Below are 21,852 nucleotides of genomic sequence, written 5' to 3'. Positions count from 1 at the left end.
GTCACCGCGCCATGCATTTCACCGCCGAAGACTGGCAAGCCGTCCTGCTCACGCTGAAGCTTGCCGGGCTCACGACGATCCTTCTTCTGGTGCTCTGCACGCCCGTTGCATGGTGGCTGGCCCACACGTCCTCGCGCTGGCGGGCCCCGATCTCCGCCGTGGTGGCGCTGCCGCTGGTGCTGCCGCCCACGGTGATCGGCTTCTACCTGCTGATCCTGCTGGGCCCGCAGGGATTCGTCGGGCAGCTCATGCAATCCATGGGGCTGAAGCTGCTGCCCTTCACCTTCAACGGCCTGCTGATCGGCTCCCTGATCTATTCGATGCCCTTTGCCGTGCAGCCGCTGCAGCGTGCGTTCGAGTCGCTCGGCAGGCGCCCGATGGAAGTGGCCGCCACCCTGGGCGCCGCGCCGCTGGACCGGTTCTTCTCCGTCGCCGCCCCCATGGCCCGCAACGGCTTTCTCACGGCGGGCGTGCTGACATTCGCGCACACGGTAGGAGAGTTCGGCGTGGTGCTGATGCTTGGCGGAAACATCCCCGGCCAGACGCGCGTGGTCTCGGTGCAGATCTACGACCACGTCGAGGCACTCGAATACACGCAGGCCCACTGGCTGGCCGCGGGCATGGTGGTGTTCTCGTTCCTCGTGTTGCTGGCCATCCACCTGCTGCAGCGTCCGCAGTCCCGCTCATGAACCAGCCCAGCCACACCACAGCCCAACGCCTGCGCGCGTCCTTCACGCTTGCGCGGGCGAGCTTCCAGCTCGATGTCGACCTGGACCTGCCGGGCCATGGCGTGACCGCGCTGTTCGGCCCCTCGGGCTGCGGCAAGACCAGTTGCCTGCGCGCGATGGCGGGCCTTGAGCGCGCAGGCGGCAGCATGGTCGTGAACGACGAGGTGTGGCAGGACGACGCACGCCGCATCTGGCTGCCGACGCACCGACGCCGGCTGGGCTATGTGTTCCAGGAAGCCAGCCTGTTCCCCCACCTGGACGTGCGGCGCAACATCGCCTACGGCATGCGCCGCACGCCCGCTGCCGAACGGCGCGTGGCGCTCGAGCAGGCCGTCGATCTGCTGGGCATTACCGGGATGATGGATCGCCGGCCCGACACGCTCTCCGGAGGCGAACGCCAGCGCGTGGCCATCGCCCGCGCGCTGGCCGCGAGCCCCCATGTGCTGCTGATGGACGAGCCGCTCGCGGCACTCGACGCCCAGCGCAAGCTCGAGGTGCTGCCGTACCTGGACCGGCTGCACCAGTCGCTCGACATCCCCATCATCTATGTGAGCCATTCGCCCGACGAAGTCGCGCGCCTGGCCTCGCACATGGTGCTGATGGAGTCCGGCCGCGTACTGGCAAGCGGCCCCACCGAAACACTCATGTCGCGCCTCGACCTGCCCCTGGCCCATGGCGACACGGCCAGCGCACTGGTCGTTGCGACCGTAGCGGGCTACGACCGTGCCGACCAGCTGCTCACGCTGCACAGCCAGGCCGGCCCCCTGCACCTGCCCACGGCCCGTGAACATGCGGTGGGCGATGTTCTGCGCGTGCGCATCATGGCCCGCGAGGTCAGCCTCACACGCTCCCCGGCCAAGGACAGCAGCGTGCTGAACACGCTGCCGGCCCGCATCGCCTCCATCACGGACGAGGGCCCGGGCCAGATGCTGGTCGAGCTCGACGCATCCGGCACGACACTCCTCGCGCGCATCACCCGGCGTTCATGCAGGCAGTTGGGGCTCGCGGTCGGCGAGGCCATCCACGCCCAGATCAAGGCCGTCCTGCTCCTGGATTGAGCCTGGACGAAAGAACAAAACTATTAATACCTGAGATCGCGAGGGAAGAGTGTAGGGATTGCACTGTCATCAAGACGTAAGCCAATCCTTAGACTGTTACCTACAATTGCGATCCGCGCCGGCCACATCCCCTTGCCTCTGATCGAGGAGGGGCGCTCGTGTCTGGCGCCAAGCCTTTCCCGGAGACCAAATGCAGGCTTTACTAGCACTATCAAGAGCCATCGACAGGCTCAATGCCTTCATCGGCAAATACTCAATCTGGCTGATTTTTGCCGCCACCCTCGTCAGCGCCGTCAATGCCATCATCCGAAAGGTGTTCGACTTCAGCTCGAACGGCTTCCTGGAAGTCCAGTGGTATCTGTTCGCATGGTCGTTCCTGATCGCCGCCGGCTTCACGCTGCTGCATCGCGAGCATGTGCGCATCGACGTGGTGAACAGCCGCCTGTCGAAGAAGACCCAGGTGTGGATCGACATCATCGGCTTCGCCTTCTTCCTCACGCCGCTGTGCGTGACCATCCTGTACCTGAGCTGGCCGGTGGTCATGCAGATGTACACCTCGGGCGAAATGTCGGGCAACCCCGGCGGCCTGATCCGCTGGCCCGTGTGGGCCGCCATTCCCGTGGGTATCACGCTGCTGATGCTGCAGGGCATCTCCGAACTCATCAAGCGCATCGCCTTCCTGACCGGCGACGGCCCCGACCCCATGGGCAAGCTCTCCGACAAGAGCGCAGAGCAGGAACTGGCCGAGGTGCTGCGCGCCGAAGCCGAACGCAAAGAAGCCGAAGCAGCCGCCGCCATGGCTGCTCCTGCCAAGCACTGAACGCCGCAGGAGCCAACCACAATGGAATTCATTACCACCAACTACGCCCCGATCATGTTCGCGGGCCTGATCGTGTTCCTGCTGCTGGGCTTCCCGGTGGCATTCAGCCTGGGTGCTGCAGGGCTGGCCTTCGGTTTCCTCGGCATCGAACTCGGCGTGTTCCCTTCGTCCGTGATGGCCTGGCTGCCCCAGCGCCTCATCGGCATCATGGCCAACGATACCCTGCTCGCGGTTCCGTTCTTCACCCTCATGGGGCTGATCATGGAGCGCAGCGGCATGGCCGAGGACCTGCTCGACACCGTCGGCCAGGTGTTCGGCCCGCTGCGCGGCGGCCTGGCCCTGGCCGTGATCTTCGTGGGCGCCCTGCTGGCTGCCACGACGGGTGTGGTGGCCGCATCGGTCATCTCGATGGGCCTGATCTCGCTGCCCATCATGCTGCGCTATGGTTATGACCGTCCGCTGTCCGCCGGCGTGATTGCCGCATCGGGCACGCTGGCCCAGATCATCCCGCCCTCGCTCGTTCTGATCCTGATGGCCGACCAACTCGGCCGCAGCGTGGGCGACATGTACAAGGGCGCATTCATTCCCGGCTTCATGCTGATGGGCCTGTATGTCCTGTGGGTGGTGATCCTCGCGATCTTCAAGCCGCACACCGTGCCCGCACTGCCGCCCGAGGCGCGCATCTACCGCGAGGAAAACGGCAACGCCGGCTACACCTCGCTGGCCGTGGTCATGGCGGTCTCCACCGCCGTCGCGATCCTGCTGGCAGGCCACATGGCCGACCTGCACACCTGGTGGCAGGGCAAGGAAGTGCTGGACGTGCCCACCGATGAAAAGGTGGTCACGGCCATGTGCGGCGGCACGTTCATCGCATTCGTGATCGCCAGCGTGAACAAGCTGCTCAAGCTGGGGCTGCTCTCCAAGCTGGCCGAACGCGTGACCTTCGTGCTGATTCCGCCGCTGCTGCTGATCTTCCTGGTGCTGGGCACGATCTTCCTGGGCATCGCCACGCCGACCGAAGGCGGTGCGATGGGCGCGATGGCCGCGCTGATCATGGGCTTCGTGCGCAAGCGCCTGGACATGTCCCTGCTCAAGCAGGCCCTGGCATCGACCACCAAGCTCGCGAGCTTCGTCATGTTCATCATGATCGGCGCGACCACCTTCAGCCTGGTGTTCCAGGCCGCGGATGGTCCGAAGTGGGTCGAGCACCTGCTGACCGGCCTGCCCGGCGGACAGGTGGGCTTCCTGATCGTCGTGAACGTGATGATCTTCTTCCTGGCGTTCTTCCTGGATTACTTCGAACTCTCGTTCATCGTCGTTCCGCTGCTCGGCCCCGTGGCCGACAAGATGGGCATCGACCTGATCTGGTTCGGCGTGCTGCTGGCCGTGAACATGCAGACCTCGTTCATGCATCCGCCATTCGGCTTCGCGCTGTTCTTCCTGCGCTCCGTCGCACCGGACAAGCAGTACGTGGACCGCGTGACCGGCAAGGTCATCCAGCCCGTGACGACCATGCAGATCTACAAGGGTGCCGTCCCGTTCGTGCTGATCCAATTGATCATGGTGGGCACGCTGATCGCGTTCCCGGGCATCGTCACCGGTGCGCTCGACAAGGCCGAGAAGGTGGACATGAACGCCGTGGGAACCGAGATGCTGCAGCAGCTGGAAGGAAGCGAAGGCTACGGCAGCGGCTCCGACGGAGATACCTACGGCAATGACGAGCCCACAGCAGCCGAGCAACCCGACGGCGCGGCCTCGGCAGAAGAACCTGCCGCCCCGGCCGAGGGAGGCTACGGCTCGGACGATCCGATGAAGGCGCTGCAGGAATCCGCAGGCGCCGCGAGCGAGGCGAAGTAACGGCCTCTCGCTGATTGCCCCAAGGCTCACCGCAAACCTCCGGCGCCGGACCTCTCCCGGCACCGGAGGTTTTTTATTCATCACGCATTGTCGGAATGAGCACGAGGTTGTCCAAACGACGACCTGAGCAGCGCGCGCCCGCCCTGAACTGCCCACCCCAATGCTGAGATGGCCCCTCAGACGCGACGCAAAGGCGCAGACAGTACAAGCGTACGGCAAGCCTTTGCAACAAAGTATGAGGGGCCATATCAGCACTTCCAAACGAAGACTCTCACCGCAAGCGCCGCGAACCCCTTCGTCACGCTACACATAGAACCCGGTATTCCGGGAAGAAAAAAAGCGGTGAGCCGCTGGGGCCCACCGCTTTTGATGACGTGGAGAAGAACTTAGATCTTCACCGAGTTCATGTACTGGTTGAACGGGAATTCGGAGAAGCGATTCCACAGGATCTGGTCGCGCTGGAAAGCACGCATGTCCTGGTGGATCTTCTTGAACTCCGGCGACTTGGCTTCGTGCTCGGCAAACACTTCCATCGAAGCCTTGAAGCCCGCATCCATCACGGCCTTCGGGAAAGCCTTCAGCTGCGTCTTGTTGGCCACGAGGCGCTTGATGGCGATCGGGTTCACGGTCTGGTACTTGGAGGTCATGTCCATCGCAGCCCAACGCGTTGCGGCTTCCAGGATGGCCTTGTTCTCCGGCGACAGCGCATCGAACTTCTTGCGGTTGACGAAGAACTCCAGGTCGGCGGAACCTTCCCACCAGCCTGGGTAGTAATAGTACGGAGCCACCTTGTTGAAGCCCAGCTTCTCGTCGTCGTAGGGACCGACGAACTCCACGGCGTCCAGCGTGCCCTTTTCCAGAGCCTGGTACACGTCACCCGCGGGCATGTTCTGGCCGACCACGCCCAGCTTGGCCATCGCCTCGCCGAACACGCCGCCGCCCAGGCGCATCTTCAGGCCCTTGAGATCGGCCACGCCCTTGATTTCCTTGCGGTACCAGCCACCCATCTGGGTGGTGGTGTTGCCGGCACTGAAGGTGCGGAAGTTGTACTTCTCGAAGAACGCGTCCAGCAGCTTGCGGCCGTTGCCATGGTCCTTCCACGCATTCATCTGCAGCGTGGTCAGGCCGAACGGCACCGCGCAGCTGAAGGCGAAGATCGGGTCCTTGCCGGTGAAGTAGTAGGCCGCAGATTCGGCCATGTCGATGGTGTCGGCCTGCAGCGCATCCACCACGCCGAAAGCGGGCATCAGTTCACCAGCGGGGTGCACGGAAATCTCGAACTTGCCGCCCGACATGGCCTTGACGGCGGCCGACATCTTCTCGGCGCTGCCGAAGATCGTGTCCAGCGACTTGGGGAAGCTCGATGCCAGGCGCCAGCGCACGGCGGCCTGCGCGTGAACGGCTGGTGCAACACCGGCTGCGAGCACGCCAGCAATACCGGCCTGCTTGATGATGGAACGACGATCCATGGATTTCTCTCCGAACAATGTAGTTGAGTTGGTGCGGCGTGCGACGCAATGACTGACTGCCCGACCGGCACCTACGTACAGCACATCGCGCGCGCACTCGAAAAATGTAGACGATGGCACGCGCAAATGAGTTGTCAGATTCTAAAAAAATGTCGAGTGCGCTCAGAGGGGGTTTTCCCCTGCGTGTGGTACTCCGTTGCTACAACTTCTGCATTTTTTCGACTTGTGCCGGGCCGAAAAAACACAACCCGCCGCCAGTTGCCCGGAGCGGGTTGCAAGTGACTCGGAATTGCGGGAGGGCCCGCGCCGTCTTCGCCGTCTCGTTTGCCTGCGCGGTCAGGCGACCTTGGGCGTGGCGGCTGCCACGGAGCGGCGTGCACCGAAACGCTTCTCGATCGACGCCTGGATGCCCGCCGCGTCGAGCCCCTGCAGCGACAGCAGCTTGGCCGGATCGCCATGCTCGATGAAGGCATCCGGCAGACCGAGCTGGAGCACCGGACGCACCACGCCGGCCGCATTCAGCGCCTCGAGCACGGCACTGCCGGCACCACCCATGATGCAGCCCTCTTCCACTGTGACGATCTCGTCATGCGTGCGGGCGATCTCGAGCAGCAGCTCCGTGTCGAGCGGCTTGGCCCAGCGCATGTTCACGACCGTGGCATCGAGTGCCTGCGCGGCTTCGAGCGCCGGGTACAGCAACGTGCCGAAGGCAAGGATCGCAAGGCGCCTGCCCGCCTCGGCGGACTGCGTCTCGCGGCGCACTTCGCCCTTGCCGAATGGCAGGGAAGAGAGGTCCTCGAGAGGCTTCACGCCTACACCCGCACCACGTGGATAGCGCACCGCCACGGGATGGTCCTGCTCGTAGGCGGTGGTCAGCAACTGGCGGCATTCGCGCTCGTCGGCAGGGCATGCCATGCTCATGTTGGGAATGCAGCGCACGAAGGCAATGTCATAGGCACCCGCGTGCGTGGCGCCATCGGCGCCCACCAGACCTGCGCGGTCGAGAGCGAACACCACGGGCAGGTTCTGCAGGGCCACGTCGTGGATCAGCTGGTCATAGGCGCGCTGCAGGAAGGTCGAATAGATCGCGACCACCGGCTTCACGCCTTCGCAGGCCATGCCCGCGGCAAAGGTGACCGCGTGCTGCTCGGCAATGCCCACGTCGTAGTAGCGCTTGGGAAACCTGCGCTCGAACTCCACCAGCCCCGAGCCCTCGCGCATGGCGGGCGTGATGCCGACCAGGCGCGAATCCTGGGCCGCCATGTCGCACAGCCAGTCGCCGAAGACCTGGGTGAAGGTCTGCTTGGAGGGCGTGGCGGGCTTGACCAGGCCCACGGCCGGATCGAACTTGCCCGGACCGTGATAGGCCACCGGATCGGCTTCGGCCAGCTTGTAGCCCTGGCCCTTCTTCGTGACCACATGCAGGAATTGCGGGCCCTTCAGGCTCTTGATGTTCTCGAGCGTGGGAATCAGCGAGTCCAGGTCATGTCCATCGATCGGGCCGATGTAGTTGAAGCCGAACTTCTCGAACAGCGTGGCCGGCACCACCATGCCCTTGGCCTGCTGCTCCAGGCGCTTGGCCAGTTCGAGCAGCGGCGGCACGGGCTTGAGCACCTGCTTGCCCACGTCGCGCGCCTTCGCATAGAACTGGCCGCTCATCAGTTGCGCCAGATAACGGTTCAGTGCACCCACCGGTGGGCTGATGCTCATGTCGTTGTCGTTCAGGATCACCAGCAGGTTCGCATCGGCCACGCCCGCGTTGTTGAGAGCCTCGAACGCCATACCGGCCGTCATCGCGCCGTCGCCGATCACCGCGATGCCGAAGCGGTTCTCGCCCTTCTGCTTGGAGGCCAGCGCCATGCCGAGCGCAGCGGAAATGCTGGTGCTCGAATGCGCCGTGCCAAAGGTGTCGTATTCGCTTTCCGTGCGCAGCGGAAATCCGGACAGACCGCCCAGCTGACGCAGCGACGGCATGCGGTCGCGGCGCCCGGTGAGGATCTTGTGGGGATAGGACTGGTGACCCACGTCCCACACGATGCGATCCTGCGGCGTACTGAACACCTTGTGCAGCGCCACGGTGAGCTCGACCGTGCCGAGGTTCGACGAGAGGTGGCCGCCCGTCTTCGACACGCTCTCCAGCACGAACGCCCGCAACTCGTTGGCGAGCGTCTTGAGATCCGCGCGCGAAAGCCGGCGCAGGTCGGCCGGGTCGTTCACAGTCGTCAAAAGGGGATAGGAATTCGTGGACATAGTGGGGCTTCCAGCCTTCGTTCTCGCCCGGTTATCGGCTCTGCGCGGTGCGCGTGCCGAAGGGGCGTTGTTCTATCTTCTCGGGCTGAACCGCATGCGCCCAGGCACCGCGCGTGCCGGCGAGGCAGGCGGCCGGAGGGAGCATGAGTGCGGTTCGGAATGGCATCGCTGCAAGGGTCTCGCCAGTGCTGTCAGTGGCTGCGGCGCACCACCGCATCGGCCAGTGCGGCCAATGCCCGTGTGTCGGACAGCCCCGAGCGGGCCAATGCCGCGTGGGCCGCTTCGCGCAGCTCTTCGGCATATCGCTGCGCGGGCTCAAGGCCCAGCAGCGACACATAGGTGGGCTTGTCGCTTGCGGCATCCTTGCCTGCGGTCTTGCCCAGTGTGGCGGAATCGGCGATCACATCCAGGATGTCGTCGACCACCTGGAATGCCAGCCCGATGGCCGCGCCGTATTCCGCCAGCGCCTCGCGCGCATCCTCCGCGGCGTCCGCGCACGCGGCACCCATGACCACGCAGGCACGCAGCAACGCGCCCGTCTTGAGGCGGTGCATCCGTCGCAGTTGGTCTTCGGTCAGCATCTTGCCGACACTCGCCAGGTCGATGGCCTGCCCGCCCGCCATGCCGTCGGCGCCGGCCGCACGCGCCAGCATGCGGCACAGCGTGGCCTGCATCGCGGCAGGCACTCCGGTCTCGGGTGTGAGAAGTTCGAAGGCCAGGGCCTGCAATGCATCTCCCGCCAGCAAGGCCTCGGCCTCGCCGAACTGCACGTGCACCGTGGGCTTGCCCCTTCGCAGCACGTCATTGTCCATGCAGGGCATGTCGTCGTGGACCAGGGAGTAAGCGTGGATCAGCTCGGCAGCGCAGGCGCCGCGCAACGCGGCCTCGCGCAGGCCGCCCACGGCCTCGGAAGCGGCCAGCACCAGCAGCGGACGCAGCCGCTTGCCACCGTCAAGCACGGCATAGCGCATGGCCTCGCCCAGGCCCGCGGGCGCCTCGGGGCTCACCCAGCGCGAAAGGCAGTCTTCCACCTCGTCGCGCTGCACGCGCTGCCAGGCATCGAAATCAAAATCTTGTGCAAGCACCACTGCGGAATCCATTTTCTGCGTCACTCCTGCGTCCACGCCTGCAGCTTGCCTTCGTCGAGGACCTTGATCTGATCCTGAACCGCGTCGAGACGCGCGCGGCAGAATGCCAGCAGGCTGGCGCCGCGCTGATATCCGGCAAGCATCTGCTCGAGCGGCATGTCGCCGGATTCGATGCGCTCGATGAGTTCCTCCAGCTCCTGCAGTGCAGCTTCATAGCTGACGGGATCCTTGGAGTCTGCTGCGGCTGGGGCCTTGGGCATGGGTAAGATGGGCGCTGAACGCAAGTAGGGAAAACGGGCCATTTTAGGCGCTGCACTCCGAGGGCGTCAGCGGAATGAGTGTTTAAGGTGATTTGCCCGTTCGCTCGAAGAGAACAGGAGGCCGCCGGTGCTGCCATCGCCCGCCGGCCGCGCCGGATCGGCTCAATACACTTACTTGGACTCCGGAAATAACCCCACCGCCTATAATCCCATTTCCGTCACGAACCGGCTATGGATCACTGTCCCTGGGCCGGTTTCGTTTTTTTCCGTCGGTGCGAACGCGCACCCCTCCCTGTGGGGAGTCTTTAGGTCAGGTCCCCCATGTCTGATTTAAGTCTTCAACTGCAGCAGGCCGCAAGCCAACTTCCAGTTTCCAGTTACTTCGACGAGGCGCTCTTCCAGCGCGAGCTGGAGACCATCTTCCAGTCAGCTCCCCGCTATGTGGGGCATCAACTCGCCGTACCCAACCCGGGTGACTACTACGCGCTTCCCCAGGAGGGAGAAGGCCGCGCGCTGGTGCGCAACGCGCAGGGCCAGGTCGAACTGATCTCCAATGTGTGCCGCCACCGCCAGGCCGTCATGCTCAAGGGGCGTGGCTCGCTGCAAGGCCATGGCAAAGGCCATGCGGGCGGCAACATCGTCTGCCCGCTGCACCGTTGGACCTACAGTCCCAGCGGCGAACTGCTGGGTGCGCCGCACTTCGCGCACGACCCGTGCCTGAGCCTCAACAACTACCAGCTCCAGGAATGGAACGGCCTGCTGTTCGAGACGCGCAACGGCCGCGACGTGCGTGCCGATCTGGCCGGCATGGGCCCGCTGTCGGAGCTGAGCTTCGACGGGTTCGTGCTCAGCCACGTCGAGATGCACGAGTGCAACTACAACTGGAAGACCTTCATCGAGGTCTATCTGGAGGACTACCACGTCGGTCCGTTCCATCCGGGCCTCGGCAACTTCGTGACCTGCGACGACCTGAAGTGGGAGTTCGCCAAGGAGTATTCGGTGCAGACCGTGGGCGTCGCGCCGACCTTTGGCAAGCCTGGCTCCGAGGTCTACCGGACCTGGCACGACGTGCTGCTGCAGTACCGTGACGGCAAGCTGCCCGAGCGCGGAGCGATCTGGCTCACCTACTATCCCCATATCATGGTGGAGTGGTACCCCCACGTGCTCACGGTCTCGACGCTGCATCCGGTCAGCCCGACCAAGACGATGAATGTCGTGGAGTTCTACTACCCCGAGGAAATCGTCGCGTTCGAGCCTGAGTTCGTGGCAGCGCAGAAGGCCGCCTATATGGAAACCGCCATCGAGGACGACGAGATCGGCGAGCGCATGGACGCGGGCCGCAAGGCGCTGCTCGAGCGTGGCGACAACGAGGTCGGCCCCTACCAGAGCCCGATGGAGGATGGCATGCAGCACTTCCACGAATGGTATCGCTCGCGCATGGGAGACATGCTGAACGGAGATCCATCCGCCGCGCGCCGCTGAGCGCGAAATCCACGATTCCACGGCTCTCGCGTCCTCTTCGGCATATTCGCCGTAAGATCGGCGGGCCCAAGCCAGTGTTCTTTCTTTTCACGGAAGGCACTGGCATTTTTTTGTCCGCAACGAATACTCCGACGCTATGCATGCCCTCTGGATGGTCCTGGCCGCCTTCTTCTTCGCCAGCATGGGGGTCTGCATCAAGGCCGCGTCGCCCTACTTCAATCCGGGCGAGATGGTGTTCTATCGCGGCGTGATCGGGATGGCGATGATGATCTGGCTGGCGCGCCGGCAGGGCACTTCGCTGAAAACCCGCTACCCCGGCATGCACGCCTGGCGAAGCCTGATCGGCGTGACCTCGCTCGTGGCCTGGTTCTATGCGATCGCCCATCTGCCGCTCGCCACCGCCATGACGCTCAACTACATGAGCAGCGTCTGGATCGCCGTGTTCCTGATGGGGGCCGCACTCTGGGCCTGGCGCCCGTCTCCCGAAGCGCCCCGCCCGCCACTGCAGGGCTCGCTGGTCGGAACCATCATCGTCGGCTTCATCGGCGTCGTGCTGCTCCTGCGCCCCAGCATCCAGCAGGAGCAGGCCTTCGCCGGCATGCTCGGCCTCATGTCGGGCATGGCCTCGGCATTTGCCTACATGCAGGTGGTCGCCCTCTCGCGCATCGGCGAGCCCGAAACCCGCACCGTGTTCTATTTCGCCATGGGCTCGGCAGCGGCGGGGGCGGTGACCATGATGGTGACGGGCATCTCCCCGTGGGCTGGCTGGAACACGCTGTGGCTGATCCCGATCGGCGTGCTGGCCTCCATCGCGCAACTGTGCCTGACCAAAGCCTATGCGCAGGCCAAGACATCACGCGAGACGCTGGTCGTGGCGAACCTGCAGTACTCCGGCATCATCTTCGGAGCCATCTCGGGCATGGTGTTCTTCGGCGACATCATTCCGCCACTGGGGTGGGCGGGCATGTTCCTGATCATCGCCAGCGGCATCACGGCCACCGTGTTGCGTGCACGCAGCGCGCCCGATGCACCGAACGAAGAAGTATGAGCCCGTGCCGCAAGCTCTGAGGGTCGGGGGCTTGGGGCTTGGAATAAGCCTCGAATTTCGCTCCAGCGACCTCCCTCAGCCGATATTCATGCGGGATTCGCGTCAAAATGGTGACAGCAGGCAATTGGTGCAGCGGCCAATATCCAGACAAATTCATCCGTTCTCTCGACAAGCGCGAATATGACATACACGACATTGATTCAAGTTGCTGAATTGAAAAAGCTGATAGAGAGTGGCTCACCACTTATGGTGTTTGATTGCTCTTTTGATCTTATGAACCCGGGGTGGGGTGAATCACAGTTTCTCGCTTCACATATTCCCGGTGCAATTCACGCCGATCTGGACAAAAATCTCAGCGCACGGCATGGCAGCCCGGGTGCGGACGGCTCGGTCATTGTGGCTGGGGAGGCGGATCAGCCCGCCTCCGGAGGTCGCCATCCGCTGCCCAACCGCGAGCGTTTCTCGATGTGGCTGAGCGAAATCGGCTTCTCCAACGATATGCAGGCTGTGGTCTATGACCGCAATGGTGCCAACTATTGCGGCCGCCTCTGGTGGATGCTCAAGTGGGCGGGCCACGAGGCCGTGGCAGTGCTCGATGGCGGCCTGCAGGCATGGCGGGCAGCCGGCAATGCGATGGGCTCGGGCGAAGCAACCAACCACTTTCAGAGTAATTTCGAGCTCAAGGCGCCACTGGTCCGGCTGGTGAATGCGGACGATGTGCTCCTGCAGCTCGGCACCGGCAGCCAGACCGTGGTTGACGCGCGTGCGCCGGCGCGCTATCGCGGCGAGGTCGAGCCCCTGGATCCCGTGGCGGGTCATATTCCGGGCGCCTTGAATCGCCCGTTTACCAGCAATATCGGAGCAGATGGGAAATTCAAGCCTGCCAATCAGCTGCGCGAGGAATTCAGCGATTTGCTGCAAGGACGTTCACCAGACAATGTGGTTCACCAATGTGGCAGCGGTGTCAGCGCATTGCCCAATTTGATCGCCATGGAGGTGGCTGGTTTGGGACGCGGCGCGCTGTATGCAGGTAGCTGGAGTGATTGGTGCAGTAATCCGCAAAGGCCGGTGGAAAAAAATTAACCTTTGTGAATTCGCGGTCCCCGAGGTATTTAGGTGTATCTTTGGGTTACGCTTTGAAATCCAGCGATACCTCTGAAGCTCACTCGCTCCATAGCCATGCAAGTAGTCTGCTATTTTGGTAAAGCCGCGCGCCAGGGCAAGGTTGCCCTCCCCACGGACAGCCTGCTGGCCGCGTGCGAAGATTTTGCGAAACGCAACGAGCTCACAGGTCTGCTTGCCATCTCCGACGGCTACTTCCTCCACGTCCTGGAAGGAGAAGACGCCGCGGTGCAGAACATGGTGGGCCGCATTGCGGCATTCTGGGATCAGGAGTCGCCCTCGATCCTGTTCGAGCGCTCCGCCTCGCAGCGCCATTACCAGCAATGGAACGTCGTGATATCGCACGGCGCCAAGCACCGCGCGGATGCGGCCCAGCGGCTCGCGGAAACCCGGCGCTTTCTCGACGAAGATCCCGGCGATGCCGCCGATCCGTTCAGGTATTTCCTCACCCCCAACCGCTCGGCCAAGCAGTCGAGCACGCATCAGCCGGTGCGGCAGGTGGCGATCTTCAGCAATTCCGTGCTGTGGTTCAACCCGATCTTCAGCCATCTGTCGGAGCGCTTCGGCACGCAGGCCTGCGCGCTCAAGATGTCCAGCACCGGCAAGGATGCGGACAGCTATCCACTCGACTACGCGGACGTGGTGGGCGACTCCGCCGGTCCGGTGCGCATCGTGGGCATCAGCGAAGGCCTGCTCTCCTCCACGCTGTCCCAGCCGCTGCTCGAGAAGATCGAGCTGATGGTGTTCCTGATGCGCCGCAGCGGCCAGGGCACCGACACCGCCTTTGTGTCCCGGGCGCTATCGCATCCCGTCGTCCAGCGCTGCAGGCCGAGCGTGCTGTTCGTCACGCCGGGCGGCAACCAGGCGCTGTCCGACATGCTCCACAAGATGGTCGATGAAGCGGGGCTGACCTCGACGGAAACACGAGGCTCCGTGCTCATGGGCGGACCGACCTGGAAAGCCATTCACGAGCAGCTGGTCACCACCGCACGCCCGCTGCAGAAGGACCTTGCCGACGTGGCGGCGCAGGCACCGGTCGAAGCCTTGACAGAAGTCGATCTCGAACTGGAGGTGGTTGCTCCGCCGCCATCGCGCAAGCCACAGGCAACCAGGACGCACTCCCCGGTCGCTATGCCTGAAGAGCCTGCCGATGAGCCTGCAGAAGAGGCGCCTCCGGAGGAAGTCGCCCAGGAAGCCGCGAAAGCCATGAAAAAGGCGGCCTCCCCCGCATCACCACCCGCATCACCACCCGCAGTTGCGACCGGGCGCGCGGTCGACCTCTCCCCCGAGGCACTGACCGACATGCTGCAGCGCCTGATGTACGGGCTGGCCACGACGGCCTGGGCGGGCTGGCTTGATACCCGCGCGCGCGACTTTGCCGCCAAGACCGACAACGCCCCCGCCGCCGCGACCCTGAAGACCGTGGCCGAGAGCATCATGCCGCACCTGGAGGCGCAGGCCCGGCAAGGCCACCTGCGCGAGATGATCACCACGTTTGCAGACCACCACGAGATCCTGGTCCCGCATCCGCTCGACCCCACGCTGGTGCTGTACCTCTTCGCGCGCCTGGATGACCTGCCACTGGCCGCCCTGCGCCGACTGATCCTCGACGACCTGATGGACTGACCCACGGCAGGCAGCCACGGAAAAGCACAACGCCTCCAGGGCAAGCTGCCCTGGAGGCGTTCTGGGATCGGGCCACAGCTGCAGTTGCAGCAATGGCCTGGCAGTCCATCACACGTTGGTGATCGAGATCGCGCGGGTGTTCAGGCAGGCCTCCAGCGCCTCCGGTCCGCCTTCCGAGCCGTAACCCGAATCCTTGATGCCGCCGAACGGCAGTTCCGCCGAGGGCGTGGCTGGCTGATTGACCCACAGCATGCCGACCTCCACACGCTGCGACAGCAGGTGGGCATTCTTCAGCGAAGAGGTGAACGCGTAGCCCGCGAGGCCGAACGCAAGGCGGTTGGCCTCCTTGACAGCCTCGTTCAGGTCGGTGAAGCCGCGCACCGCCGCCACGGGACCGAACGGCTCGTCGTTGAAGATGCGCGCGGTCAGCGGCACATTGTCCAGAATCGTCGGTGCGTAGAAATTGCCGGCGGTGCCGATGCGCTCGCCGCCCGTCATCACCTCGGCTCCGCTCTGCACGGCGTCGGCCATGAACTCGGCCATCGCCGTCACGCGGCGCGGATTGGCCAGGGGGCCCATCTGCGTGCCCTCGGCCAGGCCGTCGCCCACCCGCAGGCCCTTCGCATACTTGGTGAGCGCCGCCACGAAGTCGGCCTTCACACTCTCATGCACCAGGAAGCGTGTGGGAGAAATACAGACCTGGCCCGCATTGCGGAACTTGGCGCCTGCCGTGCACTTCACGGCAAGCGCGATGTCCGCGTCGTCGCAGACGATGACGGGCGCATGGCCGCCGAGTTCCATCGTCACGCGCTTCATGTGCTGGCCCGCGAGGCCCGCGAGCTGCTTGCCCACCGGCGTGGAGCCCGTGAACGTGACCTTGCGCACCACGGGGTGCGGAATCAGATAGCCCGAGATTTCCGCCGGGTTGCCGTAGAGCAGGTTGATCACGCCGGCCGGAACGCCCGCATCGGCGAACGCCCTGATCAGTTCCGCGGGGCTGGCCGGGGTCTCCTCCGGCGCCTTCACGATCACCGCGCAGCCCGCAGCCAGGGCGGCCCCCAGCTTGCGCACCACCTGGTTGATCGGGAAATTCCATGGCGTGAATGCCGCCACGACCCCCACGGGGTCCTTCACCACCAGCTGGCGAACGGCCAGGTTGCGCGAGGGAACGATGCGGCCATAGACACGCATGCCTTCGTCGGCGAACCACTCGATGATGTCGGCCGCGGCCGCAGCCTCGCCACGTGCCTCGATCACCGGCTTGCCCTGCTCCTGCGTGAGGATCTCGCCGATCGCCGCCGCACGCTCGCGCATCAGCGCGGCTGCGCGGCGCATGGTCCTGGCCCGCTCGATCGCGGGCATGTCGCGCCAGATCTCGAAGCCCTTCTGCGCGGAAGCAAGCGCCGCATCCATGTCCGCCTTGTTGGCATGCGCCACACGGCCGATTTCCTGGCCGGTGGCCGGATTGAACACGGCAAGCGACTTGCCGTCGGATGCATCGCGCCATTGGCCGTCGATGAAGAGCTGGGTATTGGGGTAACTCATGCGTTTGCTCCTTGTGCTGGGTGTCGGGTTGGTGGCTTGCTGATTTGCCTCACCCGCCAATATAGGACAGATGGGTGGGTTGTGCTGGATTGTGGTTGCGCATTCTGGAACCGCTTGGCAGATACCCGGCCCCGGCGCACCGGCGAAGCGGAAGTCGCCGCCTCTTCGGTTCATCCCCCGCACATCCAGCTCCACGTAAGCGCAGCGCAGAGCACTCCACCGCATCGCCCCCCGCAAGGAAGAAGTCCCCCCCTTTCGATCAATGGTGCACAGGCACCAGGAAGTCCCGGCTGATCCGGGACCCCAGCTCGTTCACCCGATCCAGGAACTGCGTCAGGTATGCATGCAGCCCGGTGGCCAGAATCTCCTCGATCCTCCCGTAGCTCAGGTCGGCCAAAAGGCGCCCCGCCTTGCGCTGCGTCTCTCCCGAGTGCTCGTTGGCCACGGCCGCCAGGTTGTCCACCACCTGCTTCATGTTCGAATGCAGGGAGCGCGGCATGTCGGCCCGCAGCATCAGCAGTTCGGCCACGCGCTCGGGTGTGATCACATCGCGGTAGACCTTGCGGTAGATCTCGAATGCGGAGACGCTGCGCAGGATCGCGCTCCAGTGATAGAAGTCGAACTCCGGCGTGGCACGCGTGGGATTGCGCACGCTGCCGTGGAAATCGCTCTGCACCGCATGGAACTTCACGTCCAGCAGCCGCGCCGTGTTGTCGGCCCGCTCAAGGGACGTACCAAGCCGCATGAAGCGGTACGCCTCGTCATGCAGCATGGTGCCCAGCGTGACGCCACGCGAAAGATGCGAGCGGTACTTGACCCACTCGAAAAACTGCCCCGGGTCGCGCTCGAGGGCCCCATCCTGCATGTGCTTGTGGATGGCCAGCCAGGTGTGGTTCTGCGTCTCCCAGACCTCGGTGGTCAGCGCCCCGCGCACCGCACGCGCATTCTCGCGCGCGGCCTGGATGCACGAGTAGATGGACGAGGGGTTGCGCTCATCACGCACCATGTAGGTGAGCACCTTCTCCTGCGTGATCTCGCCGTAGCGTGCGGTGTAGTCGGGTATCAGCTCGCTGATGGACAACAGGCCCAGCCAGCCTTCCTGCGCCTTGCTGGCGGATTGCGGCAGCAGCGACGTCTCGTAGTTCACATTGAGCATGCGCGCGGTGCTCTCGGCACGCTCCGTGTAACGCGACATCCAGAACAAATGGTCAGCGGTTCGGCTCAACATGTCAGGCTCCCTGCGATTGGTTATGCGATGCGGCCGAAGATGCGGGGGCGTCCTCGGGATTGAGCACCCAGGTGTCCTTCGTGCCTCCCCCCTGCGACGAGTTGACCACCAGCGAGCCCTCCTTGAGCGCGACGCGCGTGAGCCCGCCCGCGACCATGCGCACCTTCTTGCCCGACAGCACAAAGGGCCGCAGGTCGATGTGGCGCGGCGCAATGCCGGAGTTCACATAGGTCGGACAGCTCGACAGCGACAGCGTCGGCTGTGCGATGTAGCCGGCCGGGTTGGCCAGCAGCGCGGCACGGAACTCCTCGATCTCGGCCCGGGTCGCGGCAGGGCCGATCAGCATGCCGTAACCTCCCGCTCCGTGTACCTCCTTGACCACCAGTTCATGGAGATGATCGAGCACGTACTTCAGATCGTCGCTCTTGCGGCACAGCCACGTCGGCACATTCGAGAGGATGGGTTCCTCGCCCAGATAGAAGCGGATCATCTCGGGCACATAGGGGTAGACCGACTTGTCGTCCGCGATGCCGGTGCCGACCGCATTGCAGATCGCCACATTGCCGGCGCGGTAGACATCCATCAGGCCCGCGCAACCCAGGGTGGACGTGGGGCGGAACACGCGGGGATCGAGGAAGTCGTCGTCCACGCGCCGATAGATCACATCGACGCGCTGCAGCCCGCGCGTGGTGCGCATGAAAACGAAGTTGTCCTTGACGACCAGGTCCTGCCCTTCGACGAGCTCGACGCCCATCTGCTGCGCAAGGAACGCATGCTCGAAATACGCGCTGTTGTACATGCCCGGCGTGAGCACCACCACCGTCGGTTCGGAACTTGCCGAAGGTGCGCTCGCCCGCAGGGTGTCCAGCAGCAGGTCGGGATAGTGCGCGACCGGTGCCACCTTGTGCTGCGCGAACAGTTCGGGAAAGAGCCGCATCATCATCTTGCGGTTTTCCAGCATGTACGACACCCCCGAGGGCACGCGCAGGTTGTCCTCCAGCACGTAGTAGACCCCGTTGCCGCTGGCGTCCGGCGCCCGCACGATATCGATGCCCGAGATGTGGGAGTAGACGTCGTTGGGTACGTCGACCTGCACCATCTCGGGGCGGAACTGCGCGTTGCGGTTGATCAGTTCGTCGGGAACGATGCCCGCGCGGATGATGTCCTGCCCGTGGTAGACGTCGTGGATGAAGCGGTTGAGCGCGGTGACGCGCTGCTCCAGGCCCTGGCGCATGCGCTGCCATTCATCTGCGGGAATGATGCGCGGGATCAGGTCGAAGGGAATCAGGCGCTCGGTGCCCGAGCCGTCCTCGTCCTTGGCGCCATACACCGCGAAGGTGATGCCGACGCGCCGGAAGATCATCTCCGCCTCGGCGCGGCGCGCCTGCATCGCGCTGTCGGGCTGGCGCGCGAGCCATTGGGCATAGCGCCGGTAGTGCTCGCGCTCGGCACCTGCCGCGATAGGAAGCGTTGCATACATTTCGTCAAACCTGAGCATAAAGAAGCCTCCTGTGACCACAGGATAGCAAGTTGCAGGCCTGAAATCCCGGGCTGCCCTTCGCCAAGCATTAGCGCTATCCCTAGATCACTCTCAATAGCTCGACCTCACCATTTCAGTGCACCCGCACCCTCGGCAGGAACACGGTGATGCCAGTACCGGGCGGTGCGCTCACGCTCGCACCCCACGTCCTGCGCCCGATCGGAACGCCAGTGCACGGCGCCGCACACAGGCGTTGCGGCAACCACGACGGAGCGCTCGCGATAACGCCCCATGACCGCCGGTGCGGGATGGCCGAAGCGGTTGCGGTAACCGGCCTGCACCACGGCGATCCGAGGCTTCAGCGCGTCCAGAAACGCTTCGCTCGAGGAGGTCTTGCTGCCGTGATGCGGCACCAGGAGCAGGTGCACCGGCGCGAGCGCCCCCTGGGCCAGCAACGCCCACTCCTGCGCCAGTTCGATGTCCCCTGCCAGCAGCGCCGAGACGCCCTGCGCATCGGTCACCCGCAGCACGCAACTGGCAGCATTGGGCCGCAGGCGTTCGATCGGCCCCTCTGCCAACCTCAGCCCAAGCTCCGGCGGCGGATGCAGCACCTCGAAGCGCACGCCGTCCCAGGACCACTCGCCGCCTGCAAGACAGGGCTGCACGTCGCGCAGTTGCGCAAGCGGGTGCCCGCCTTCCAGCGACGCAAGCAGGCTGCTCTGCGGTTGCGCAGCCAGTACGGCAGCAGCGCCACCCGTATGGTCGGCATCGCGATGGCTCAGCACCAGGGTGTCGATGTGCTCGCCAAGGGCGTGGAGCACCGGCACGACAATGCGCTCTCCTGCATTGGCCTCGCCCGAATACTGCGGCCCGGCGTCGTAGAGAAGGCCATGCCGCGCGGTGCGCACCAGCACCGCCTGCCCCTGTCCCACATCGAGTGCCATGAGATCGAAACGCCCGGCTTCCGGACGTTCCTGCGACCACCACAGCAGCGGCACCATGCAAGGCAGCGCGAGCATCCGTACCCGCCACGGCAGCCGCAAGGCCAGCAGCATGCCTGCCAACGCTGCAGCCACGCCCGCCCACAGCGGCGCCACGGGCAGAGCAAGCTGCGCCATCGGCCAGTTGGCAAACCATTGCAGTGTTGCCGTGAAGAGCTGCGTGGCCAGCACAGCAGGCACCCACAGGCCATTCCACAGGATGCCGAGCATGGACAGCGGCAGCACCACGAAACTCACCCAGGGGATGGCCAGCAGGTTGACCACCAGCCCCACCACCGACATCTGCCCGAAGATCAGCAGGGAGAGCGGTGCCAGGGCCAGCGTGACAATCCACTGCTGGTGCAGCAACTGCCGCAAGTGAAGCGCAAGCGTTGCGATCGGAGACCGATGCGCCATGGCGCGAGACCGCATGCCACCCGCGAACAGCATGCCCACGGCCACGAAGCTGAGCCAGAAGCCGGCCTGCAGCATCGCCCACGGATCCCACAGCAGCACCAGGGCACAGGCGATCAGCCACACCTGCGGCCAGGGCCAGCGCTTGCCACCAAGGCGCAGCAGCGCGACGACACCCAGCATGAACACCGTGCGCTGCGACGGCACGCCCCAGCCGCTGAACAGCGCATACATCGCGGCCAGCAGCACACCACCCGACAGGCTCGCGAACTGTGCCGGCAGAAGCAGGCACAGGAGGCCGGAACGACGCCAGAGCGCACCGATGACCTTCGCTGCGAGCCATGCAAACATCGTCACATGCAGGCCCGAGATGCTGACCAGATGCGCCACACCGGTGATGCGAAAGAGATCCCAATCCTGCCGGTCGATCACGCGCTGGTCGCCCGTGACCAGCGCCGCCACCACGCCGGCAGCACGCTGCCGGTCCCCCTCCCGTTCCTGCTCCTGCGGAGAGCGCGAGGCTGTGCGCTCGAGAATGGCGTCGCGCACATGCTGACGCGCTCGCTCGACGGGATGGCGCCATGCCGAGTCATCGAGCAACCGGGGCGCGGACGATCCGTGTCCGGAACGGACATAGCCGTTGGCCTGGACGCCCTGCTCCCACATCCAGAGTTCGTAGTCGAAGCCGAACGGATTCATGCCGCCATGCGGCGCCCTCAGGCGTACTTCGAACGCCCAGCGCTGCCCCGCGCGCAGCGTCGCCGGCACGGCCGCTGGAGTGGATGCATCGTCCCACATGCCGAGCGCATACCAGCTCAGGTCCACCAGCCGAGGCAGCGAAACCGGCTGACCACGCCAGCGCGCCGACTCGACGCGCAATCGCATCTTCACGCCGCGTTCGCTGGACTGGGGCATCGCGGCGACGACACCCTCCACCTGCAGGTCCCGGCCCTCCAGGTCCGGATTCAATGCGGTCTGCGCCAAGGAGGCCGATCGCCATCCGATCTGGCCGAACACCGCAAGCGCCGACAATGCTGCCAGCGCCACGATCCACCCCGCCCAGGCCTGGCGTAGCCACACCGGATGCACAGCGGCCGATCGCACCCGCCGCCCCACCCGCCGCCTCATCAGCAGCGCACAGGCCAGCATGGCGCCCGCCCCCGTCATGCAGGCCACATAGGCTTCCGCGCTCCAGAGCATGCGCTGCTGCAACTGAAACGCCGTACCCAGCAGCACGCCGATCATGAGTGCCGATCCGGCCCATGGCGCGCACGGGTGACTCGCAGGAATGTCGGTGTGCAAGAGCATCCGGCGATGCTAGGGATTGCCCTTTCCCACGCCTTGATCCATGCGGACTGCCCGGCAAGGGATGACTCCGCAAATGGAATTGCGTGTTT

Annotated in this window: 16 protein-coding genes; 8 read left to right on the top strand and 8 right to left on the bottom strand. The window is 64.8% G+C overall.

Annotation, left to right across the window (positions count from 1 at the left end; translation table 11 throughout):
* Positions 1–11 precede the first annotated feature (11 nt).
* The 4 genes from modB to H9K76_RS05955 all read left to right on the top strand — a co-directional run bounded on the left by modB (position 12) and on the right by H9K76_RS05955 (position 4,463).
* Positions 12–689 carry a molybdate ABC transporter permease subunit gene (gene modB / locus H9K76_RS05970; protein ID WP_187598730.1) on the top strand — a complete coding sequence of 226 codons (678 nt, stop codon included), beginning with the start codon at positions 12–14 and terminating at the stop codon, positions 687–689.
* Positions 686–1,786: a molybdenum ABC transporter ATP-binding protein gene (modC, locus tag H9K76_RS05965; RefSeq protein WP_187598729.1), complete on the top strand. Its 1,101-nt coding sequence runs from the start codon at positions 686–688 to the stop codon at positions 1,784–1,786. The genes modB and modC overlap by 4 nt, the downstream gene beginning before the upstream one ends.
* Positions 1,787–1,976: 190 nt before the next feature.
* Positions 1,977–2,606, top strand: coding sequence for a TRAP transporter small permease subunit (locus H9K76_RS05960; RefSeq protein WP_187598727.1), 630 nt, complete (start codon positions 1,977–1,979; stop codon positions 2,604–2,606).
* Positions 2,607–2,627: 21 nt separating this feature from the next.
* Positions 2,628–4,463, top strand: coding sequence for a TRAP transporter large permease (locus tag H9K76_RS05955; RefSeq protein WP_187598726.1), 1,836 nt, complete (start codon positions 2,628–2,630; stop codon positions 4,461–4,463).
* 386 nt (positions 4,464–4,849) lie between these two features.
* Here H9K76_RS05955 and H9K76_RS05950 read toward each other — a convergent pair whose 3' ends face one another.
* The 4 genes from H9K76_RS05950 to xseB all read right to left on the bottom strand — a co-directional run bounded on the left by H9K76_RS05950 (position 4,850) and on the right by xseB (position 9,530).
* Positions 4,850–5,932, bottom strand: a complete 1,083-nt coding sequence (locus H9K76_RS05950; protein ID WP_187598724.1) for a TRAP transporter substrate-binding protein — start codon at positions 5,930–5,932, stop codon at positions 4,850–4,852.
* A 336-nt stretch (positions 5,933–6,268) separates the two neighbouring features.
* Entirely contained in the window at positions 6,269–8,182 is a 1,914-nt protein-coding gene (gene dxs / locus H9K76_RS05945; RefSeq protein WP_187598722.1) for a 1-deoxy-D-xylulose-5-phosphate synthase, read from the bottom strand.
* A 191-nt stretch (positions 8,183–8,373) separates the two neighbouring features.
* The gene (locus tag H9K76_RS05940; protein ID WP_187598720.1) at positions 8,374–9,282 is read right to left on the bottom strand and encodes a polyprenyl synthetase family protein; all 909 of its coding nucleotides are present in this window, start codon (positions 9,280–9,282) and stop codon (positions 8,374–8,376) included.
* Positions 9,283–9,290: 8 nt separating this feature from the next.
* Positions 9,291–9,530, bottom strand: a complete 240-nt coding sequence (gene xseB / locus H9K76_RS05935; RefSeq protein ID WP_187598718.1) for an exodeoxyribonuclease VII small subunit — start codon at positions 9,528–9,530, stop codon at positions 9,291–9,293.
* Positions 9,531–9,851: 321 nt separating this feature from the next.
* Between xseB and H9K76_RS05930 the strand changes: the two genes are divergently transcribed.
* The 4 genes from H9K76_RS05930 to H9K76_RS05915 all read left to right on the top strand — a co-directional run bounded on the left by H9K76_RS05930 (position 9,852) and on the right by H9K76_RS05915 (position 14,808).
* Positions 9,852–11,012, top strand: coding sequence for an aromatic ring-hydroxylating oxygenase subunit alpha (locus tag H9K76_RS05930; RefSeq protein WP_187598716.1), 1,161 nt, complete (start codon positions 9,852–9,854; stop codon positions 11,010–11,012).
* Between the two features lie 136 nt (positions 11,013–11,148).
* Positions 11,149–12,060 (top strand): DMT family transporter, encoded by a 912-nt coding sequence (locus H9K76_RS05925; RefSeq protein WP_187598714.1) that lies wholly within the window; start codon positions 11,149–11,151, stop codon positions 12,058–12,060.
* Positions 12,061–12,240: 180 nt separating this feature from the next.
* Positions 12,241–13,143: a sulfurtransferase gene (locus tag H9K76_RS05920; protein WP_187598712.1), complete on the top strand. Its 903-nt coding sequence runs from the start codon at positions 12,241–12,243 to the stop codon at positions 13,141–13,143.
* Between the two features lie 96 nt (positions 13,144–13,239).
* A complete protein-coding gene (locus tag H9K76_RS05915) occupies positions 13,240–14,808 on the top strand; it encodes a BLUF domain-containing protein (RefSeq protein WP_187598710.1) in 1,569 nt (522 codons plus the stop codon).
* A 108-nt stretch (positions 14,809–14,916) separates the two neighbouring features.
* Here H9K76_RS05915 and H9K76_RS05910 read toward each other — a convergent pair whose 3' ends face one another.
* From H9K76_RS05910 to H9K76_RS05895, 4 genes are all read right to left on the bottom strand, one after another.
* The gene (locus H9K76_RS05910; protein ID WP_187598709.1) at positions 14,917–16,353 is read right to left on the bottom strand and encodes an NAD-dependent succinate-semialdehyde dehydrogenase; all 1,437 of its coding nucleotides are present in this window, start codon (positions 16,351–16,353) and stop codon (positions 14,917–14,919) included.
* 259 nt (positions 16,354–16,612) lie between these two features.
* Positions 16,613–17,581, bottom strand: coding sequence for an alpha-E domain-containing protein (locus H9K76_RS05905; RefSeq protein ID WP_187598707.1), 969 nt, complete (start codon positions 17,579–17,581; stop codon positions 16,613–16,615).
* Position 17,582: 1 nt separating this feature from the next.
* Positions 17,583–19,079, bottom strand: a complete 1,497-nt coding sequence (locus tag H9K76_RS05900; protein WP_187598705.1) for a circularly permuted type 2 ATP-grasp protein — start codon at positions 19,077–19,079, stop codon at positions 17,583–17,585.
* A gap of 107 nt (positions 19,080–19,186) precedes the next feature.
* Positions 19,187–21,763, bottom strand: a complete 2,577-nt coding sequence (locus H9K76_RS05895; protein ID WP_246475337.1) for a DNA internalization-related competence protein ComEC/Rec2 — start codon at positions 21,761–21,763, stop codon at positions 19,187–19,189.
* Between the last annotated feature and the right edge of the window lie 89 nt (positions 21,764–21,852).

The organism is Diaphorobacter ruginosibacter (assembly GCF_014395975.1).
Lineage (GTDB): Bacteria > Pseudomonadota > Gammaproteobacteria > Burkholderiales > Burkholderiaceae_C > Diaphorobacter_A > Diaphorobacter_A ruginosibacter.
This window is presented reverse-complemented; position numbering and strand designations above follow the sequence as displayed.